This is a genomic window from Gammaproteobacteria bacterium, assembly GCA_030680605.1.
Lineage (GTDB): Bacteria > Pseudomonadota > Gammaproteobacteria > SURF-13 > SURF-13 > JAQBXX01.
In genome coordinates this window covers 70,205-88,728 of sequence record JAUXUQ010000007.1, presented here as the reverse complement: position 1 = coordinate 88,728, position 18,524 = coordinate 70,205, and the positions used below count along the sequence as shown (strand labels likewise).

The 18,524-nt window shown below is 56.8% G+C and carries 11 protein-coding genes; all 11 read left to right on the top strand.

Going from position 1 to position 18,524, the window contains the following annotated elements; genetic code table 11:
• On the top strand, window positions 1-1,635 hold the full coding sequence (locus Q8L89_03810; protein MDP1708173.1) for an alpha-D-glucose phosphate-specific phosphoglucomutase: 1,635 nt from the start codon (window positions 1-3) through the stop codon (window positions 1,633-1,635).
• Window positions 1,636-1,649: 14 nt separating this feature from the next.
• A complete protein-coding gene (locus Q8L89_03805; GenBank protein ID MDP1708172.1) occupies window positions 1,650-4,040 on the top strand; it encodes a phosphoketolase family protein in 2,391 nt (796 codons plus the stop codon).
• 27 nt (window positions 4,041-4,067) lie between these two features.
• Complete coding sequence (locus tag Q8L89_03800) at window positions 4,068-5,321, top strand: glycosyltransferase (GenBank protein ID MDP1708171.1); 1,254 nt, start codon at window positions 4,068-4,070, stop codon at window positions 5,319-5,321.
• Window positions 5,322-5,409: 88 nt separating this feature from the next.
• Window positions 5,410-6,771 carry a nodulation protein NfeD gene (locus Q8L89_03795; GenBank protein ID MDP1708170.1) on the top strand — a complete coding sequence of 454 codons (1,362 nt, stop codon included), beginning with the start codon at window positions 5,410-5,412 and terminating at the stop codon, window positions 6,769-6,771.
• 2 nt (window positions 6,772-6,773) lie between these two features.
• Window positions 6,774-7,544 (top strand): slipin family protein, encoded by a 771-nt coding sequence (locus Q8L89_03790; GenBank protein ID MDP1708169.1) that lies wholly within the window; start codon window positions 6,774-6,776, stop codon window positions 7,542-7,544.
• Between the two features lie 344 nt (window positions 7,545-7,888).
• Complete coding sequence (gene glgB, locus Q8L89_03785; protein MDP1708168.1) at window positions 7,889-9,844, top strand: 1,4-alpha-glucan branching protein GlgB; 1,956 nt, start codon at window positions 7,889-7,891, stop codon at window positions 9,842-9,844.
• Window positions 9,844-11,853: an alpha-1,4-glucan--maltose-1-phosphate maltosyltransferase gene (locus tag Q8L89_03780; protein ID MDP1708167.1), complete on the top strand. Its 2,010-nt coding sequence runs from the start codon at window positions 9,844-9,846 to the stop codon at window positions 11,851-11,853. The genes glgB and Q8L89_03780 overlap by 1 nt, the downstream gene beginning before the upstream one ends.
• Before the next feature lie 9 nt (window positions 11,854-11,862).
• A complete protein-coding gene (gene treS / locus Q8L89_03775) occupies window positions 11,863-15,186 on the top strand; it encodes a maltose alpha-D-glucosyltransferase (protein ID MDP1708166.1) in 3,324 nt (1,107 codons plus the stop codon).
• A 106-nt stretch (window positions 15,187-15,292) separates the two neighbouring features.
• A complete protein-coding gene (locus tag Q8L89_03770; GenBank protein ID MDP1708165.1) occupies window positions 15,293-15,976 on the top strand; it encodes a hypothetical protein in 684 nt (227 codons plus the stop codon).
• Between the two features lie 144 nt (window positions 15,977-16,120).
• Window positions 16,121-18,295 (top strand): glycogen debranching protein GlgX, encoded by a 2,175-nt coding sequence (gene glgX, locus Q8L89_03765; GenBank protein ID MDP1708164.1) that lies wholly within the window; start codon window positions 16,121-16,123, stop codon window positions 18,293-18,295.
• Complete coding sequence (locus Q8L89_03760) at window positions 18,292-18,495, top strand: LapA family protein (GenBank protein MDP1708163.1); 204 nt, start codon at window positions 18,292-18,294, stop codon at window positions 18,493-18,495. Before glgX ends, Q8L89_03760 begins: the two co-directional genes overlap by 4 nt.
• The last annotated feature ends 29 nt before the right edge of the window (window positions 18,496-18,524 follow it).

Sequence of the window (18,524 nt, the reverse complement as noted above, 5' to 3'; positions counted from 1 at the left end):
ATGAAGATCAGGGAAGTAACAACTCAGGCCTTTACCGACCAGAAGCCCGGTACATCCGGCCTGCGCAAAAAGGTACGCACGTTTCAGCAGCCGCACTATCTGGAGAATTTCGTCCAGGCGATTTTCGATGTGCTCGGCGCCACCGGCGAACGGCCATTGGTGCTTGGTGGCGACGGGCGCTATTACAACCGCGAGGCGATCCAGATCATTCTGCGCATGGCGGCAGCCAACGGTATCGGCAAGGTGATGGTCGGGCGCGGCGGTATTTTGTCCACGCCGGCGACCTCGTGTGTGATTCGCAAATATGGTGCCGCAGGCGGCATCATACTTTCTGCCAGCCACAACCCCGGTGGCGTCACCGGCGACTTCGGCATCAAGTTCAACACCGACAACGGCGGGCCGGCACCGGAGAAGATCACCGAGGCGATATACCGCCGCAGCTGTGTGCTGACGCGCTACTGCACGCTGGACAGCGATGACGTCGATATTGATACGGCAGGCAGCGTGACGCTCGGCGACATGACGGTGCAGGTCATTGATCCGGTGGCAGACTACGCGGAACTGATGGCGCAACTGTTCGATTTCAACCGCATCCGCACGTTGCTCAGCGCAGGTACATTTCGCATACGCTTTGACGCCATGCACGCCGTTACCGGGCCGTATGCCCGGGAAATTCTGGAGCAACAACTGGGTGCGCCGCCCGGCAGCGTGGTGAACGGCGAGCCGCTGCCGGATTTCGGCGGCGGCCATCCTGACCCCAACCTGACCTACGCCCACGAACTGGTGGAACATCTGTTCGGCCCTGATGCGCCGGATTTCGGTGCTGCCGCCGATGGTGACGGTGACCGTAACATGATTGTCGGGCGCGGATTTTTCGTGACGCCGAGCGACAGCCTGGCCGTGCTGGCGGCGAACGCACAAGTAGTACCGGCCTATCGTGCCGGGCTCGCGGGCGTGGCGCGCTCGATGCCGACCAGTCAGGCGGTGGATCGGGTGGCGGCGGCGCTCAAGATTGCGTGCCATGAAACACCCACTGGCTGGAAATTCTTCAGCAATCTGCTCGATGAAAACATGATCACGCTGTGCGGCGAGGAGAGCTTTGGCACCGGATCGAACCACATCCGTGAAAAAGACGGATTATGGGCGGTGTTGTTCTGGCTCGACCTGCTGGCCGCGCGCCGCGTATCGGTCGAGCAGATCGTACGCGAGCACTGGGCCCGCTATGGCCGTAATTTTTATACCCGTCACGATTACGAAGACCTGCCCGCTGCACCAGCGCAGGAGCTATTACAGTCCGTGCGCGAGCAGAGTGCCAGTTTGCAAGGCAAACGCTTGGGTGGCTATGTGGTACAACAGAGCGATGATTTCGCCTATACCGATCCGGTCGATCACAGCGTGAGCAGGCAGCAGGGTGTGCGCATCCTGTTTGAGTGCGGTGCGCGTATTGTCTACCGGCTTTCTGGCACCGGCACCGAGGGTGCGACATTGCGTGTGTACATCGAGCGCTATGAAGCAGACCCGGCGCAACACACGCAGGACACACAAGCCGCACTGGCCGGGCTCATCGCGCTGGCGGATGAAATCGCGCAACTGCATAAGCGCACACAAAGAGACAAACCCAGCGTGATTACCTGACAGGAGAGGGCACCATGAGTGAGACAGCGATACGGATGGCAGCAGCGCAAACCCCACTTTCCGCCGAGCAGGCGCGGCTGATACACGCCTGGTGGCGCGCCGCAAATTACCTCTCGGTCGGGCAAATTTATCTGCTGGATAATCCGCTGCTGCGCGAGCCGCTGAGGATCGAGCACGTGAAGCCGCGCCTGCTCGGTCACTGGGGCACCACGCCGGGGCTGAACTTTATCTATGCCCATCTCAATCGCGTCATCAAGGCGCAAGACCTCAGCGTCATCTATGTCGCCGGACCCGGTCACGGCGGACCGGGGTTGGTGGCGAGCACCTGGCTGGAGGGCAGTTACAGCGAGGTCTATCACAACGTATCGCCCGACGCCGAAGGCATGCGGCAGTTGTTCCGCCAGTTCTCATTTCCCGGCGGCATACCGAGCCACGTGGCGCCGGAGACGCCCGGCTCTATCCACGAGGGTGGCGAGCTGGGATATTCGGTGGCGCATGCCTTTGGTGCGGCGTTTGATAATCCGGATTTGATTGTAGCCTGCGTGGTGGGGGACGGTGAGGCCGAGACCGGCCCGTTGGCGGCCGCCTGGCATTCGAATAAATTTCTCAATCCGGCGCAGGATGGCGCGGTGCTGCCGATTCTGCATTTGAATGGCTACAAGATTGCCAACCCCAGCTTGCTCGCACGTATCCCGCATGCCGAACTGGAGAGCCTGTTTGTCGGCTATGGCTACCAGCCGCATTTTGTCGAAGGTGATGATCCTGAGGTGATGCACCAGCAGATGGCGGCCACGCTCGACAAGGTTATCGCCGAGATCAAAACCATTCAGCACCATGCGCGTGAGCTGGGCAAGCCCGGTCGTCCGCGCTGGCCGATGATCATCCTGCGTACGCCCAAGGGTTGGACCGGGCCGAAAGAGGTCGACGGCAAAAAGACCGAGGGTTCGTGGCGCTCGCATCAGGTGCCGTTTGCCGATCTCTCCGCCAAGTCCGGACACCTGAAGCTGCTGGAGCAGTGGCTGAAAAGTTACCGGCCCGAAGAACTGTTTGACGCCGATGGCGTGCTCATGCCAGACCTGGCCGCGCTCGCGCCGGACGGCGCACGCCGTATGGGCGCCAACCCGCACGCCAACGGCGGCTTGTTGCTCCAGGATTTACGCTTGCCGGATTTTCGCGCCTACGCGGTGGAGGTGCCGCAACCCGGTGCTGTGCTGGCTGAGGCCACGCGGGTGATGGGCCAACTGCTGCGCGACGTGATGCAGCGCAACCTGAAGGCACGCAACTTTCGCGTGGTCGGTCCTGATGAGACGGCCTCCAATCGGCTGGGTGCGTTGTTCGAGGTGACGGATCGTGCCTGGATGGCCGAGCAGCTACCGGAGGACGATCATCTGGCGCCGGATGGGCGGGTGATGGAAATCCTGTCCGAGCACACCTGTCAGGGTTGGCTCGAAGGCTATCTGCTCACCGGCCGTCACGGATTTTTTTCCTGCTATGAGGCCTTTATCCACATTGTGGATTCGATGTTCAACCAGCACGCCAAGTGGCTCAAGGTTACGCGCGAGATTCCCTGGCGGCGGCCCATCGCCTCGTTGAATTATCTGCTGACGTCGCACGTCTGGCGTCAGGATCACAACGGTTTCTCACACCAGGATCCCGGTTTCATTGACCATGTGGCCAACAAGAAGGCCGATACCATTCGCGTCTACCTGCCGCCCGATGCCAACACGCTGCTCTGTGTCACGGATCAATGCCTGCGGTCGCGCAATCTGGTCAATGTGATCGTCGCGGGCAAGCAGCCGCAGGCGCAGTGGCTGACGATGGACGCCGCCATCAAGCACTGTGCGGCGGGCATCGGCATCTGGGAATGGGCCAGCAACGACCGCGACGGCGAGCCGGATGTGGTGATGGCGGCGGCGGGTGATGTGCCGACCCTCGAGGTACTAGCGGCAGTCAGTCTGCTGCGCCAGCATGCGCCTGACCTCCGGGTGCGTGTGCTCAATGTCGTCGACCTGATGACCCTGCAGCCGCGCGAGGAACACCCGCACGGCTTGTCTGACAAGGACTTTGATACGCTGTTTACCACCGACAAGCCGATCATCTTCGCCTACCACGGTTATCCCTGGCTGATTCACCGACTGACCTACCGCCGCACCAACCACGATAATCTGCATGTGCGCGGCTATAAGGAAGAAGGTACCACCACCACGCCGTTTGACATGACGGTGCGTAACGACCTTGACCGCTTTCATCTGGTGGCCGATGTGGTGGATCGTGTGCCGACACTCGGTTACAAGGCGGCCTACCTCAGGCAGTTTGTGCGTGACCGGCTGATAGAGCATGATGAATACATCCGGCGTCATGGTCAGGACATGCCCGAGATCCGTGACTGGAAGTGGCAGGCCTGATTAGGCGCAGTCTGGCGAGGATTCAAGATGGACAAGTTCTTCTGGCCCATGGGTATTGATGCGTATGAACGCTTGATCGGGGCTGAGGCTGTCGAGCGCATCCTACGCAAGGCCAAGCGGCTGCATGGTTTGCGCGTTATCAATATCAGTTCCACGTTTCATGGCGGCGGCGTGGCCGAGATGCTGTCGTCACTCACGCTGATGCAGCGTGCTCTTGGCATCAGGGCCGACTGGCGCCTGATCCAGGGCAGCCCTGACTTCTTCAGTGTTACCAAGAAGCTGCATAACGCGTTACAAGGAGGCGACATCAACTTGACCGAGTTGAAGCGGAATGTCTACGAGCAGGTGATATCAGAGAATGCACTGCGCATGGATATCGACGCAGATTTTGTGGTCGTGCACGACCCGCAGCCGCTTCCGCTTATCAGCCACTATCGCCGTACCTGCCCGTGGGTCTGGCGCTGTCATGTAGACCTCACACAGCCGGACGTCGAAGCGTGGAATTATCTGAGGGGATTTGTGGAAGAGTACGATGCCATGATTTCGTCGCTGCCCGAATACACGCAGAAGATCGAGGTGCCGCAGGTTTTTTTCATGCCGGCGATCGATCCCTTCTCCCTTAAAAACCGTGAACTGAGCGAGGCCGAGATCAAGGATCGACTCGAGCACTATGGCATCCCGGATGATCTGCCTATCGTGGTCCAGGTTTCACGTTTCGATCGCTGGAAAGACCCGGAAGGCGTCATTCAGGCCTTTAAAATAGCGCGTCGTGAGGTGCCCGCGACACTTGTGCTGCTGGGGAATATAGCCACCGATGATCCCGAAGGGCAGGAGGTGTTCGAGTCGCTGCTTTCCTGCAAGGAAGAGCGCATAATCATACTGACCGCCACAGACAGTGCCTTGGTGAATGCGTTGCAGCGATGTGCGGCAGTCGTTATGCAAAAATCCCTGCGTGAGGGGTTTGGCTTGACCGTGACTGAGGCGATGTGGAAAGGTGCTGCTGTCATTGGCGGTAATTGCGGCGGCATCCGGCGCCAGATAGAGGATGGCGTCAGCGGGTTCCTTGTCTCCACGGTAGAAGAGGCGGCGGCGCGCCTTGTGCAACTGCTGAAAGATAAGGAGTTGCGCGCCAGTCTCGGCCGCAATGCATGTGAGTCAGTGCGTCGTCAGTTTCTTCTGACCCGACTGGCAGAGCAGTATCTTGACCTGTTTGATGCGTTCGAGCCGCATTTTACAATGCATGCAAGGCGTGCTGCCGCGCTGGGTCAGCCGGCAGAGTGAGGATACCGGGTCACAGGGTTACCGTGTGGGCCGACGGTAATTGCCGCAGGCCGTATCTGCAGTCACGAACATGGCGAAGGAGTGTCACATGAAGCGGAATAGGGCTGTGTGGCTGACAGTACTGCTGGCAGGGTTTGCGATGGCAGCGCCAGCGGCTACCCCCGCGCCGGTCATGCTGTTGCAGCTGGACGGTGCGGTAGGCCCCGCCAGTGCCGACTACATCACCCGCGGGATCGAACGCGCCGCCCGGGAAGGGGCGCAGCTCGTCGTGTTGCGCATGGATACTCCGGGCGGGCTGGATACCTCGATGCGCGAGATCATCAAGGCCATACTGGCCTCGCCGGTGCCGGTGGCAAGCTACGTTGCACCGAGTGGCGCACGCGCCGCCAGCGCTGGTACCTATATCCTGTATGCGAGCCACATTGCCGCCATGGCGCCTGGCACCAATCTGGGTGCGGCCACGCCGGTGGCGATAGGTGCGCCCGGCACCGGTGCGCCGCCGCAAAAGCCCGGCAAGGACACGGACAAAGCCGGGTCACCCGCTGAAATTCCCAGGGACGCCATGGGCGAGAAGGCGGTGAACGACGCTGCCGCCTATATCCGCGGGCTGGCACAACTGCGCGGCCGCAATATTGAATGGGCAGAGCAGGCCGTGCGTGAGGCCGTCAGCCTGTCCGCCACCGAGGCCTTGCAGCTGAAGGTGATTGATTATCTTGCACCTGACCTCAGCCAACTGCTGGTGCAGGTAGATGGGAGCAAACTCAGTGTGCCGAGTGGAGAAGTCACGCTGGATACGGTGGCCGCGCCGCAGATCAAGCACGAACCGGACTGGCGCACCAAATTTCTTGCCGTTATCACGGCCCCCAATATCGCATTGATTCTGATGATGATTGGGATTTATGGTCTGTTTTTTGAATTGGCCAACCCCGGTGCGGTGGTGCCCGGCGTGATTGGTGCCATCAGCCTGCTGCTGGCGCTGTATGCCTTGCAGATGCTGCCGGTTAACTATGCCGGCCTGGCGCTGATTCTGTTGGGGCTGGCCTTTATGGTGGCGGAAGCTTTCGTTCCCAGTTTTGGCATACTGGGGTTGGGGGGTGTGGTGGCGTTTGTCGTTGGCGCCGTCGTGCTGATGGATACGGATGTGCCCGGTTACGGTATTTCGCCCTATCTGATTGGTACGCTGGCCGTGACCAGCGCCATTGTGCTGGCGGCAATCGGTGGCCTCGCAGTCAAATCCTATCGCCGCCCGCTGGTGAGTGGGGGCAGGCAGATCATCGGCAGTGAGGGAGTGGTGGTGACGTGCACGGGCAGCGAGTGCTGGGCGCAGATACAGGGTGAAATTTGGCGGGTATCCAGCACGGCTCCATTGACGCCAGGTTTGAGCGTCAGGGTGACTGGTGAAAAAGGTCTTCTACTAACGGTAATTCCACTGGCAGCAAAAGGAGAATAATCATGTCATTCGACTTCAGTTTGGTTGGCCTGCTGTTTCTGCTCATAGTGCTGGGCATTTCAATGTTCCGCATTCTGCGGGAATATGAGCGCGGTGTAGTGTTCCAGCTGGGACGGTTCTGGAAGGTGAAGGGTCCGGGCTTGATCATCATCATTCCCGGCATTCAGCAGATGGTGCGCGTAGATTTGCGCACCGTAGTACTCGATGTGCCTACGCAGGATGTGATCTCGCGCGACAACGTTTCAGTCAAGGTGAATGCGGTATTGTATTTTCGCGTAATGGATCCGCAGCGCGCCATCATCCAGGTGGAAGATTTTATGAACGCCACCAGCCAACTTGCACAGACTACGTTACGTGCCGTACTCGGAAAACATGAACTGGATGAAATGCTGGCCGAGCGCGAACGACTCAACCTGGATATTCAGAAGGTATTAGATGCCCAGACTGACACATGGGGAATAAAGGTTTCCAATGTAGAAATAAAACATATTGATATTGATGAATCCATGGTGCGTGCCATCGCTCGTCAGGCAGAGGCTGAACGAGAACGCCGCGCCAAAGTTATTCATGCAGAAGGCGAACTGCAGGCCTCTGAGAAGCTGTTGCAGGCAGCCCAGATGCTTGCGCAGCAGCCAGAAGCCATGCAATTACGTTATATGCAGACGCTGTCCGCAATCGCGGGCGACAAGTCATCTACGATTGTTTTTCCATTACCCGTAGATTTGTTTTCCACGTTGTCGCGTCTGGTAGGAAAGGGCAAAGACGGTAGTTGATAAGTGCGCATTGATTTTGTTGATGTTGGGCATGTGTAACACGTGATGATACGCCTGGTGTAGTTTGACCGGGGTACTGTCGTGATGTATGATTTTTTCATAATATGAACAACAGTTGGTTGTACGAGATAATCAGTTTAACGCTCGTCCAATCAGGCAGATCAGCGCCGACAGCAAGCAGTAAAATCACTCTCCCCGGTCCATTGTCTGTCTTTGTGGCAATGACTACATAAACCTGAGTACAGCAGGCGCCCTGCGCATGGCAGGCAAGCCCTGGAGTGTGCCACAATCATCAAGTGCGTTGACCCCGATTTTACCTGCGGGTCGCTTCAGAGGATAGCATTATGGGAACGACGACAGCACACGATTCAGCCGAGCGCGTGATATACGGTGTTGGCTTGCTCACCGAGCATGACATCTATCTTTTCCGCCAGGGTAAGCATTTCCGTTTACATGAGAAGCTGGGTGCGCATCGTATCAGCGTACAAGGTGTGGACGGTGTGCATTTTGCGGTGTGGGCACCTAATGCCAAGGGCGTTTCTGTTATCGGCGATTTCAACGGCTGGAATAGCGGTGCGCACCCATTGCGTATGCGTGACGATGGCTCGGGTATTTGGGAGGGATTTGTAGGAGCTATCGGCGCCGGTACCTGTTATAAATATCGCATTTCATCGCGCTACAACAACTATCAGGTGAATAAGGCAGACCCCTTCGCCATGCGCAGCGAGATGCCGCCTAAGACGGCCTCGATAGTATGGGATACGGACTACGCCTGGGGTGACAAGGCATGGATGGATACGCGTGCGCAGGTAAATGCGCTGGATGCACCGTGGGGGATATACGAGGCGCATCTGGGTTCTTGGCGTCGCGTACCGAATGAAGACAACCGCTTTCTCACCTACCGGGAGCAGGCGCAGCAACTGACCGACTATGTGCGTGATATGGGCTTCACCCATGTCGAACTGATGCCGGTGACCGAACACCCGTTTTACGGTTCATGGGGTTATCAGACCACGGGATATTTTGTACCTACGGCGCGTTACGGTACGCCGCAGGACTGCATGTACCTTATCGACTGCCTGCATCAGAATGGCGTTGGTGTGGTACTTGACTGGGTGCCTTCACACTTCCCGACCGACGAGCACGGGCTGGTGTATTTCGACGGCACCTACCTGTTTGAACACGCTGACCCCAAGCGTGGCTACCATCCGGAGTGGAAGTCGAGCATCTTCAACTATGGTCGCCACGAAGTACGTTCTATTTTGATCTCGAGCGCGCTTTTCTGGCTGGATCGCTATCACATTGATGGTTTGCGGGTGGACGCCGTGGCCTCCATGCTTTATCTCGATTATGCGCGCAAGGAGGGTGAGTGGATACCCAATGAATATGGGGGCCGGGAAGACATTCACGCGATAGAATTCATGCGTGATCTCAACGAGGCGATATACCGCGACCACCCTGATGTACAGACCATCGCCGAAGAATCGACGGCCTGGCCGATGGTGTCGCGGCCCACTTATCTGGGCGGATTGGGATTTGGCATGAAATGGAATATGGGCTGGATGCACGATACGCTTGCCTACATCGGGCGTGATCCGGTGTACCGCAAATACCACCACGACCAGATTTCCTTCAGTATCTGGTATGCCTTCAACGAAAACTTTACGTTGCCGCTATCGCACGATGAGGTTGTGCACGGCAAGGGTTCGTTGCTGCGCAGAATGCCGGGGGATGATTGGCAGAAATTTGCAAATATGCGACTGCTGTTTGGCTATCAGTATACCCACCCCGGCAAGAAGCTCTTGTTCATGGGCGGGGAGTTTGGTCAGTGGCGTGAATGGAATCATGACGATAGCCTGGACTGGCATCTGCTGGATTATGCGCCTAACCAGGGCTTGCAACGATTCGTAAAAGACATGAATCATTTGTACCGCTCTGAACGGGCGCTGCATGAGCAGGACTTTCAGGCCGAGGGCTTTGAGTGGGTTGATCTGCATGGCTGGGAAGCGAGTATCGTGAGCTTCCTGCGCAAGGGGCGCAATCCAGACGATATGGTATTGGTCGTGTGTAATTTCACGCCACTGCCACGCCACAACTATCGTGTCGGCGTACCGCGTGAAGGGTATTGGGTCGAGTTGCTGAATAGCGATGCCAGTCTTTATGGTGGCAGCGGACAAGGCAATCAGGGTGGGGTGCACTCTGCCCCTGTGCAGGTACAGGAACGGTATCACTCGCTCACGCTGACCTTGCCGCCGCTGGCCATGGTGTGTCTCAAGGCGCCTTCGCAGGGGGGTGTGTAATGGCCAAGCCGGTTGCGCGCAGTTTGCCCGCAGAGGCTCGTCAGCGTGTTGTGATAGAAACACTGACGCCACAGGTCGATGGTGGGCGTTACCCCATAAAGCGTGTTGTTGGCGAAAAGGTTGGGGTAGAGGTGGATGCCTTTACTGACGGGCATGACGCAATCATGTGCGTACTGCGCTACCAGTATGAATCGGAGGGCAAGTGGTTCGAGCTGCCCATGGTCCCCTTGGGCAATGACCGCTGGGCAGCATTCTTCAGCGTGTCTCAAACCGGATTTTACCGCTACAGCGTTTGTGCCTGGGTGGATCACTTCGAGTCCTGGCGGCGGGACCTCGGCAAGCGTATCGCTGTGAACGAAGATACCGAGCTCGATTATCGAGCCGGTGCAGCGCTGGTTGCTGCCGCTGCTGCGCGTGCCACGGGCAAGGACGCGAGTCACCTCGAGGCAACCGTCAGGGGGTTGAGCAGCAAACGCGATGCGAGTGAAAAACGTACCTTGGCGCAGGATGAGGAATTGTCCCGCCTCATGTATACCTGCGCGGACAGGCGCTTCGAGACGCATTACGGTACAGAACTCAGGGTCCGCGTCGACCGCGAACGGGCACGCTTCGGCGCCTGGTATGAGTTCTTCCCGCGCTCGTTTGGCGGCGAAGGACAGCATGGCAGTTTCAAAACATGCATGGCCCAGCTTGAGTATGTTGCTCGCATGGGTTTTGACGTTGTGTATCTCCCACCGGTGCATCCCATTGGCCATAGTTTTCGCAAGGGTAAAAACAACATCCTGGCGGCGACGGCGGATGATGTAGGCAGCCCATGGGCCATTGGCAGCAAGGAGGGCGGGCACAAATCCCTGCATCCTGAGCTTGGCACCCTGGAGGATTTTTCAGCCTTCCGCAAACGTGCCGAAGCACTGGGTATGGAACTTGCGCTTGATATTGCCTTTCAGTGCGCCCCGGATCATCCCTATGTGAAAGAGCACCCGGAATGGTTCCGCAAGCGCCCCGATGGGAGTATCCAGTACGCGGAAAACCCGCCCAAGAAATATCAGGATATCTACCCATTCGATTTTGAGACCGAGGCATGGGAAGGCCTGTGGCAGGAATTAAAGAGTGTATTTCAGTTCTGGATCGATCAGGGCGTGTATATATTTCGCGTTGATAATCCGCATACGAAATCATTCGCCTTCTGGGAGTGGGTGATAGACGAAATAACGCGTAAACACCCCGAGGTTATTTTTCTGGCCGAGGCCTTTACCCGCCCCAAGGTGATGCATTGCCTGGCCAAGCTCGGGTTCTCGCAGTCATACACCTATTTCACCTGGCGCAATACCCGGGGGGAGCTGACCGAATATTTCACTGAGCTCGCAAGCTCTGAATCACGCGAGTATTTCCGGCCCAATGTCTGGCCCAATACACCGGATATTCTGAGTGAGTATCTCCAATATGGCGGTCGTCCGGCGTTCATGATCAGACAGATATTGGCGGCTACGCTTTCTGCCAACTACGGTATCTATGGGCCGGCCTTCGAGCTCGCCGATGACCAGACGCATAAGCCGGGTGCAGAGGAATATAACAATTCCGAAAAATATCAACTGATGCAGTGGGATACCACCCGTACTGACAGCCTGAGCGCCCTGATTGCGCGGCTTAACAGTATACGGCGCGATAATGCGGCGTTGCAGAGTGACTGGAGCCTGCAATTTCATGGTGTGGATAACGATAACCTGCTCTGCTACAGCAAGGCCGTCGATGATGCCAGTGAGGTCATACTGGTTGTGGTTAATCTCGACCCGTATCACACACAGTCCGGCTGGATCGATCTCCCACCGGCGCGCTTCGGGATCACGGGCGATGGCCCGTATCAAATGCACGACTTACTTACCGATGTGCGTTATCTCTGGCATGGTGCACGCAATTATGTGCAGTTGGATCCGCATGCTGCGCCTGCACATGTATTTCGCCTGCGTCGGCATGTGCATAACGAACGCGATTTTGACTACTATCTGTAGGATTGCCGGATGCACGCTAAAGCCAAACAGGTTTCCTCGGCGATCAGTGACGATCCCTTGTGGTATAAGGACGCCATTATCTATGAGGTGCATGTAAAAGCCTTCATGGACAGCAACGGTGACGGGGTGGGGGACTTTGCCGGGCTGATATCGAAGCTGGATTATATTAACGATCTGGGTGTAAACACGATCTGGCTGCTGCCGTTTTATCCCTCGCCGCAACGTGACGATGGTTACGACATATCCGATTACCGTAACGTTCACCCCGACTACGGGACGATGGCGGATTTTCGCACCCTGATAAGCGAGGCCCATCGTCGTGGTTTGCGCGTGATCACGGAGCTGGTGGTCAACCACACATCTGATCAACACCCATGGTTTCAGTCGGCTCGTCATGCGCCTCCCGGCTCTGCCAAACGTGATTATTACGTATGGAGCGACACGGTAAAGAAGTTTGAAGACACCCGGATCATATTCAGCGATACCGAAAAATCAAACTGGGCCTGGGATGATGTAGCCAAGGCTTATTACTGGCATCGCTTCTTCTCCCACCAGCCGGATCTTAATCACAATAACCCCCATGTCGTGAAGGCGGTGATGCGGGTGATGCGTTTTTGGTTCGATATCGGCGTTGATGGCGTACGTCTCGACGCCATCCCCTATCTATGTGTGCGTGAAGGCACAACAAATGAAAATCTTCCGGAGACGCATGAAGTCATAAAATACATGCGGGCAGAACTGGACAAGCACTACAAGAACCGCATGTTCCTCGCCGAGGCAAATCAGTGGCCGGAGGAGGTGCGTGGCTATTTTGGCGAAGGTGACGAATGTCACATGGCCTACCATTTCCCCCTGATGCCGCGCATGTACATGGCAATTGCCCAGGAGGACCGGCATCCAATAGTAGAGATCATGCAACAAACGCCCGAGATACCAGCCAACTCACAATGGGCGATCTTTCTCCGCAACCATGATGAGCTCACGCTCGAGATGGTTACCAGTAAAGAGCGTGATTATATGTATCAGATGTACGCTGCTGATACGCGCGCGCGCATCAATTTGGGTATCCGGCGCCGGTTGGGGCCACTGATGGACAACGATCACGAGAAGATCAAGCTGATGAACAGCCTGTTATTGTCCATGCCGGGCTCGCCCATTATCTATTATGGCGATGAGATAGGCATGGGTGACAACATTTATCTCGGTGACCGTAATGGTGTGCGTACACCGATGCAGTGGAGCCCCGACCGTAACGCAGGCTTTTCCCGCGCTGACCCGCAGCGCCTGTTCCTTCCTCCGGTTATGGATCCCGTGCGTGGTTATGAGGCGGTGAACGTGGAGGCACAATTGCGTGATCCTTCGTCACTGCTTAACTGGATGCGACGCCTGTTGGCAGTGCGCAAAACCTACCAGGCGTTTGGTCGCGGCAAACTGATCTTTTTGCGACCAGGAAACCGCAAGATCCTCGCCTTTCTGCGGGAGTACGATTCAGAAGTCACGCTCTGCGTGAATAACCTTGCGCGCACGGCGCAGCCTGTGGAGCTGGATCTTTCAAACTACAAGGGTAGTGTGCCGCTGGAACTGATGGGGCGTACGCCTTTCCCACCCATTGGCGAATTGCCTTATCTGCTGACGCTGCCGGGCTATGGGTTTTACTGGTTCCGCCTTGCCAAGGGTGGGGAAGTGCCCGAGTGGCATGAGGAGCGTTTGCAGCGCGAGGAGCTGCCGGTGGTGGTGTTGTTCGATGGCTGGCTCAGCTTTTTCCGTGACCGCGTCATTCCCTGGCGCATTGTCATGGCGGAGAAGGCCCGGGAACAACTTGAGACAGAAGTGCTGCCGCATTTTGTTGCAGGCCAACGCTGGTATGCAGCCAAGGACGTGGCTACCCAGTGTGTAGCACTGACGGACCATGTTGAGTGGGGTGGTGAACAAGCCAACTGGCTGATGGGTATCTTCCGCGTAGAGGGCGCTGCCGCAGCAGACGCATCAATGTACTTTCTGCCGCTGGCACTGGCATGGGAGGATGACGACGAACGCATGGACAGGCTGATGCCGGCCACAATAGCCAGGGTACGCCAGCAAGCGCGTATCGGTATTATGGGTGATGCCTTTGCTGACGTAGAGTTCTGCCGTGCTCTGGTAGAGGCCATGAGTGAAGGATTCAAGTTGGTGAGCGAAAGAGGCCTCATCAACTTTCTGCCTACCAGTGTATTTGCCAAGCTGGTGGGCGAAGACATCTCCGGCTTGACCATGCATACGCCAGGAGCTCAGAGCAGTAATACTACGGTACAGCTGGGCGATAATCTCTTCCTCAAGGGGTACCGGCGACTGCACACAGGGACTAATCCCGAAGTTGAAATAGGCCGCTTTCTGACGGAAGTTGCCCACTTCAAGCACGCCGTGCCCGTGGCTGGGGTGGTCGAGTATGAGGTTGAAGACGGCAGCAAATGCACGTTGGCAGTACTGCAGGGTTACGTCAGCAATCAGGGTGACGGCTGGAGCACAACGCTGAATTATCTGGAGCGTTTTCTGGAGTACAGTTGTAGCTGCACAGAGGCTGAATTGTCCGGCGAGGCGCATGGCGGCTATCTGGCCCTGGTGCATACGCTGGGTGTACGTACTGCTGAGTTGCACAAGGCCCTGTCTATTACAACAGGTGATCCGGCCTTTGACCCGGAGCCGATCGAGCAGGACGACCTGGATGTCTGGATGCGGCAGGTACGCGAAGAGGCGGTAGCAACGCTGGACCAGCTTGAGCGCAATCGTTCCAGTCTGGATGTAGAAGTGCAAGCCGTTGCGGATAGCCTGCTATCAAGGCGCAAGGATATGCTCAAACACATTGAGACCTGTGTGCCATCGCGAGTCGCCGCAATCAAGACCCGCTACCACGGGGACTATCATCTGGGACAGGTGTTGCTGGTTGAAAATGACTTCATGATTATTGATTTTGAAGGCGAACCAGCACGGCCGTTGAGTGAACGTCGCCAGAAGCATTCCTCACTGAAAGATGTCGCCGGTATGCTGCGCTCATTCAATTATGCCTTGTATACCATGCTTGCTCGCCTCAGCACCGAACGGCCAGATGATTTTGCCGCCTTCCAGCCATACGGGAAGATATGGGAGGCTGAGGTACGGCGGGCTTTTCTTGATGCTTATGAAGAAACTACGCGTGACTCCGGGCTTTATGGGGCATGGGGAGACGCGAAACAGCTGCTGGAGTTGTTTGTGCTGGAGAAGGCCTTGTATGAGTTACGTTATGAACTTGCCAATCGGCCTGAATGGGTGGCTATCCCGTTGCGCGGGATACTGGAAGTGGTGAACCAGGGCAAATAGAGTAAAGTTCAAGGAGTACAATGCAATGCTGACGGGGGTCAGCAGGGGTCCGCAGCAAGGCTCTGGATGCCGGCTGTGAATATCAAACCAAGTGAAGGAGAGAGCGATGGAACAGGTCAATATTATGCTTGAGCCAGTACGTGTGTTTATGATCCAGTTGGGTGAATTCCTGCCGAAGTTGATCGTTGCCATAGCCATACTGGTGGCAGGTTGGCTGTTCGCGAAGATTATCAGGTTCGCCGTAGTCAGGGCGCTCAGGGCAATCAATTTTCAGGTGCTGACAGAGCGCGCAGGTGTTGATGGCTTTTTACAACAGGGTGGAGCCAAAACAGATACAGTCGATATTCTTGGGTTGCTTATTTACTGGCTGGTGATTCTGGCGGCACTGGTAGTGGCTTTCAATGGCCTTGGGCTGACCCATGTCACCGATCTGCTTGGCAAGGTAACGTTGTTTATCCCCAATGTGATTGTGGCAGTATTGGTGCTGGCATTTGGTGCCTATTTTGCCCGTTTTATAGACGCTACTGTTACTACCTTTGGTAAAAATGTAGAGTTACAGGATGCAGAGCTGCTCGGCAGGCTGGCGCGTTTTGCCACGCTGATCTTCGTGGTGCTGATTGCGCTAGACCAGATCAGTATCGGTGTGGACATCGTGCGGCAGAGTTTCCTGATCCTGTTGGCGGGTGTGGCGCTCGCGCTGGCGATAGCATTTGGTATCGGTGGCCAGAAGTGGGCGGCAGGGCTGCTGGAGCGGTGGTGGCCTAACCGCAATGATTCCGGGCATGGCTGAACAATATGGGGTGACTGCCCAAGGCAGTATCCATAGAGTTTGTTGTAATAAGGAGTGCAAGTGGCAGACATCACGTTTCATCGGGTAACGTGATGTCTGCCGCCGTGCGCCAATTCAAAATAATATATCAGAGACATCAGCAACATGTATCAGTTTACGACCAGCAACCTCAGTGTTTGGCCAGGCCGTCCTTATCCTCTGGGTGCTACGTGGGATGGAGAGGGTGTGAACTTTGCGCTGTTCTCTGAGCATGCGGAAAAGGTAGAGTTGTGCCTGTTTGATCACAAGGGACGGCGAGAGATCATCCGCATCCCCGTGCGCTGGCAGACGGATCAGGTATGGCATTGTTACTTGCCGGATGCGCGCCCCGGGTTACCGTACGGCTACCGCGTACACGGACCCTACAAGCCTGCGGAAGGCCACCGTTTCAACCCCAACAAGCTGTTGCTCGATCCCTATGCAAAGGATATCGTCGGTGCGCTGCGCTGGAGCGACGCCCATTTCGGCTATCGTGTCGGCGCCAGTGGTGCAGACCTCGTCCTTGACCGGAGGGACAGCGCACCGGGCATGCCAAAGTGCCAGGTCATTGATCCCGCATTCACCTGGGGCGATGACAAGCCACCGCGCATACCCTGGCATGACACCATTATTTACGAGCTGCATGTGAAGGGCTTTACCAAGCTGCATCCCGATGTGCCGGAGACACTGCGAGGTACCTATCTGGGCCTGGCAAGCGCCCCCATCATTGATTACCTGAAGCGGCTGGGTGTTACGGCAGTGGAGCTGATGCCGATACACGGCTTTGTAGACGACCGCCACCTGGCCGAAAAGGGTCTGCGTAATTACTGGGGTTACAACTCGATAAGCTACTTTGCGCCGGAGCCGCGCTACTCGGCGACCGGTCTGGTGTCAGAGTTCAAGACGATGGTCAAGAAGCTGCATTCAGCCGGTATCGAGGTCATTCTGGACGTGGTATACAACCACACCGCCGAGGGCAATCATCTCGGGCCCACGTTGAGCTTCCGGGGCATCGATAACGCTGCCTATTACCGGCTGGTTGCCGATAATCCGTGTCACTACATGGATTACACCGGTTGTGGCAACACGCTCAACATGCTGCACCCGCGCGTGTTGCAGTTGATCATGGACAGCCTGCGCTACTGGGTGCAGGAGATGCATGTGGACGGATTCCGCTTTGATCTTGCCAGCGCGCTGGCGCGTGAGCTGCATGACGTAGACCGGCTGGGGGCATTTTTTGACATCATCCACCAGGACCCGGTGCTGTCCCAGGTCAAACTCATCGCCGAGCCATGGGATCTGGGTGAGGGCGGCTATCAGGTAGGCAACTTCCCTGTGGGTTGGGTGGAGTGGAATGACCGTTACCGTGATGATGTGCGCTCCTACTGGAAGGGAGAGGGGGGGCTGATAGGTGATCTTGCGCACCGGCTGACCGGCTCGAGTGATCTGTATGCGCACAGTGGGCGTCGGCCTCATGCCAGCGTTAACTTCGTTACCGCGCACGACGGCTTCACACTCAACGATCTCGTGAGCTACAACCATAAACATAATGAGGCGAATGGTGAGGACAGCCGCGACGGTACCGACAACAACCGGAGCTGGAACTGTGGTGTCGAGGGCCCAACCGATGACCCGGAAATTACGGCCCTGCGCGCACAACAGAAACGTAATTTCATGGCGACGCTGCTGCTCTCGCAGGGCGTGCCGATGTTTGTTGCAGGCGACTGTGCAGGGCGCACGCAAATGGGAAACAATAATGCCTACTGCCAGGACAACGAACTCAGCTGGGTAAGCTGGGACATAAAGCCTGAAGACAGGCAGCTGTTTGAGTTTGTGCGACGTGTCATTGATTTGAGCAAGTCACATCCGGTGTTCCGCCGCCGCTCGTTTTTTCACGGCAGGCGTATTCGTGGCAGCGCCCTCAAGGATATCGTCTGGCTAAAGCCAGACGGTGAGGAAATGACGGACGAGGAATGGCAGGCATCTTATGCCCGCAGCCTGGGGTTGTATATCGCTGGCGAGGGTGTGAGTGACGTCGATGAGCGCGGCGTGCCGCTGGAGGATGACAGCTTCATACTCCTGCTCAATGCGCACCATGATGTAGTGCCATTTGTGGTGCCCGGCTTCAAACCGGATACAGGATGGCTGCGGGAGTTCGACACGAGTCGGGGTGCGGGACTGGAACGAGATGGACTCACCATGCCGGGGCAGGCATATCCACTCGCGGGCCGTTCCTGCGTACTGTTACGCGAGACCAGTACCGTGTCCCACGGCACACATGGCGGAGATAATATGCAATGAGTCCGAAGCTGATCCTGATGCTGGTTCTGGTCAGCCTGGTGGCAGTATTCATTGTCCAGAATACCACGGTAGTAGAAGTGCGTTTACTGCTGTGGACAGTGGCGATGTCGCGTGCCTTGCTGATTCTCGGTGTGTTGATCGTGGGCATGCTGTTGGGCGCCTTTCTGTATAGTCACATTGTCCGCAGGCGCCGTATGTGACAGGTGTAATGACCTGCAGGGGCCGCACC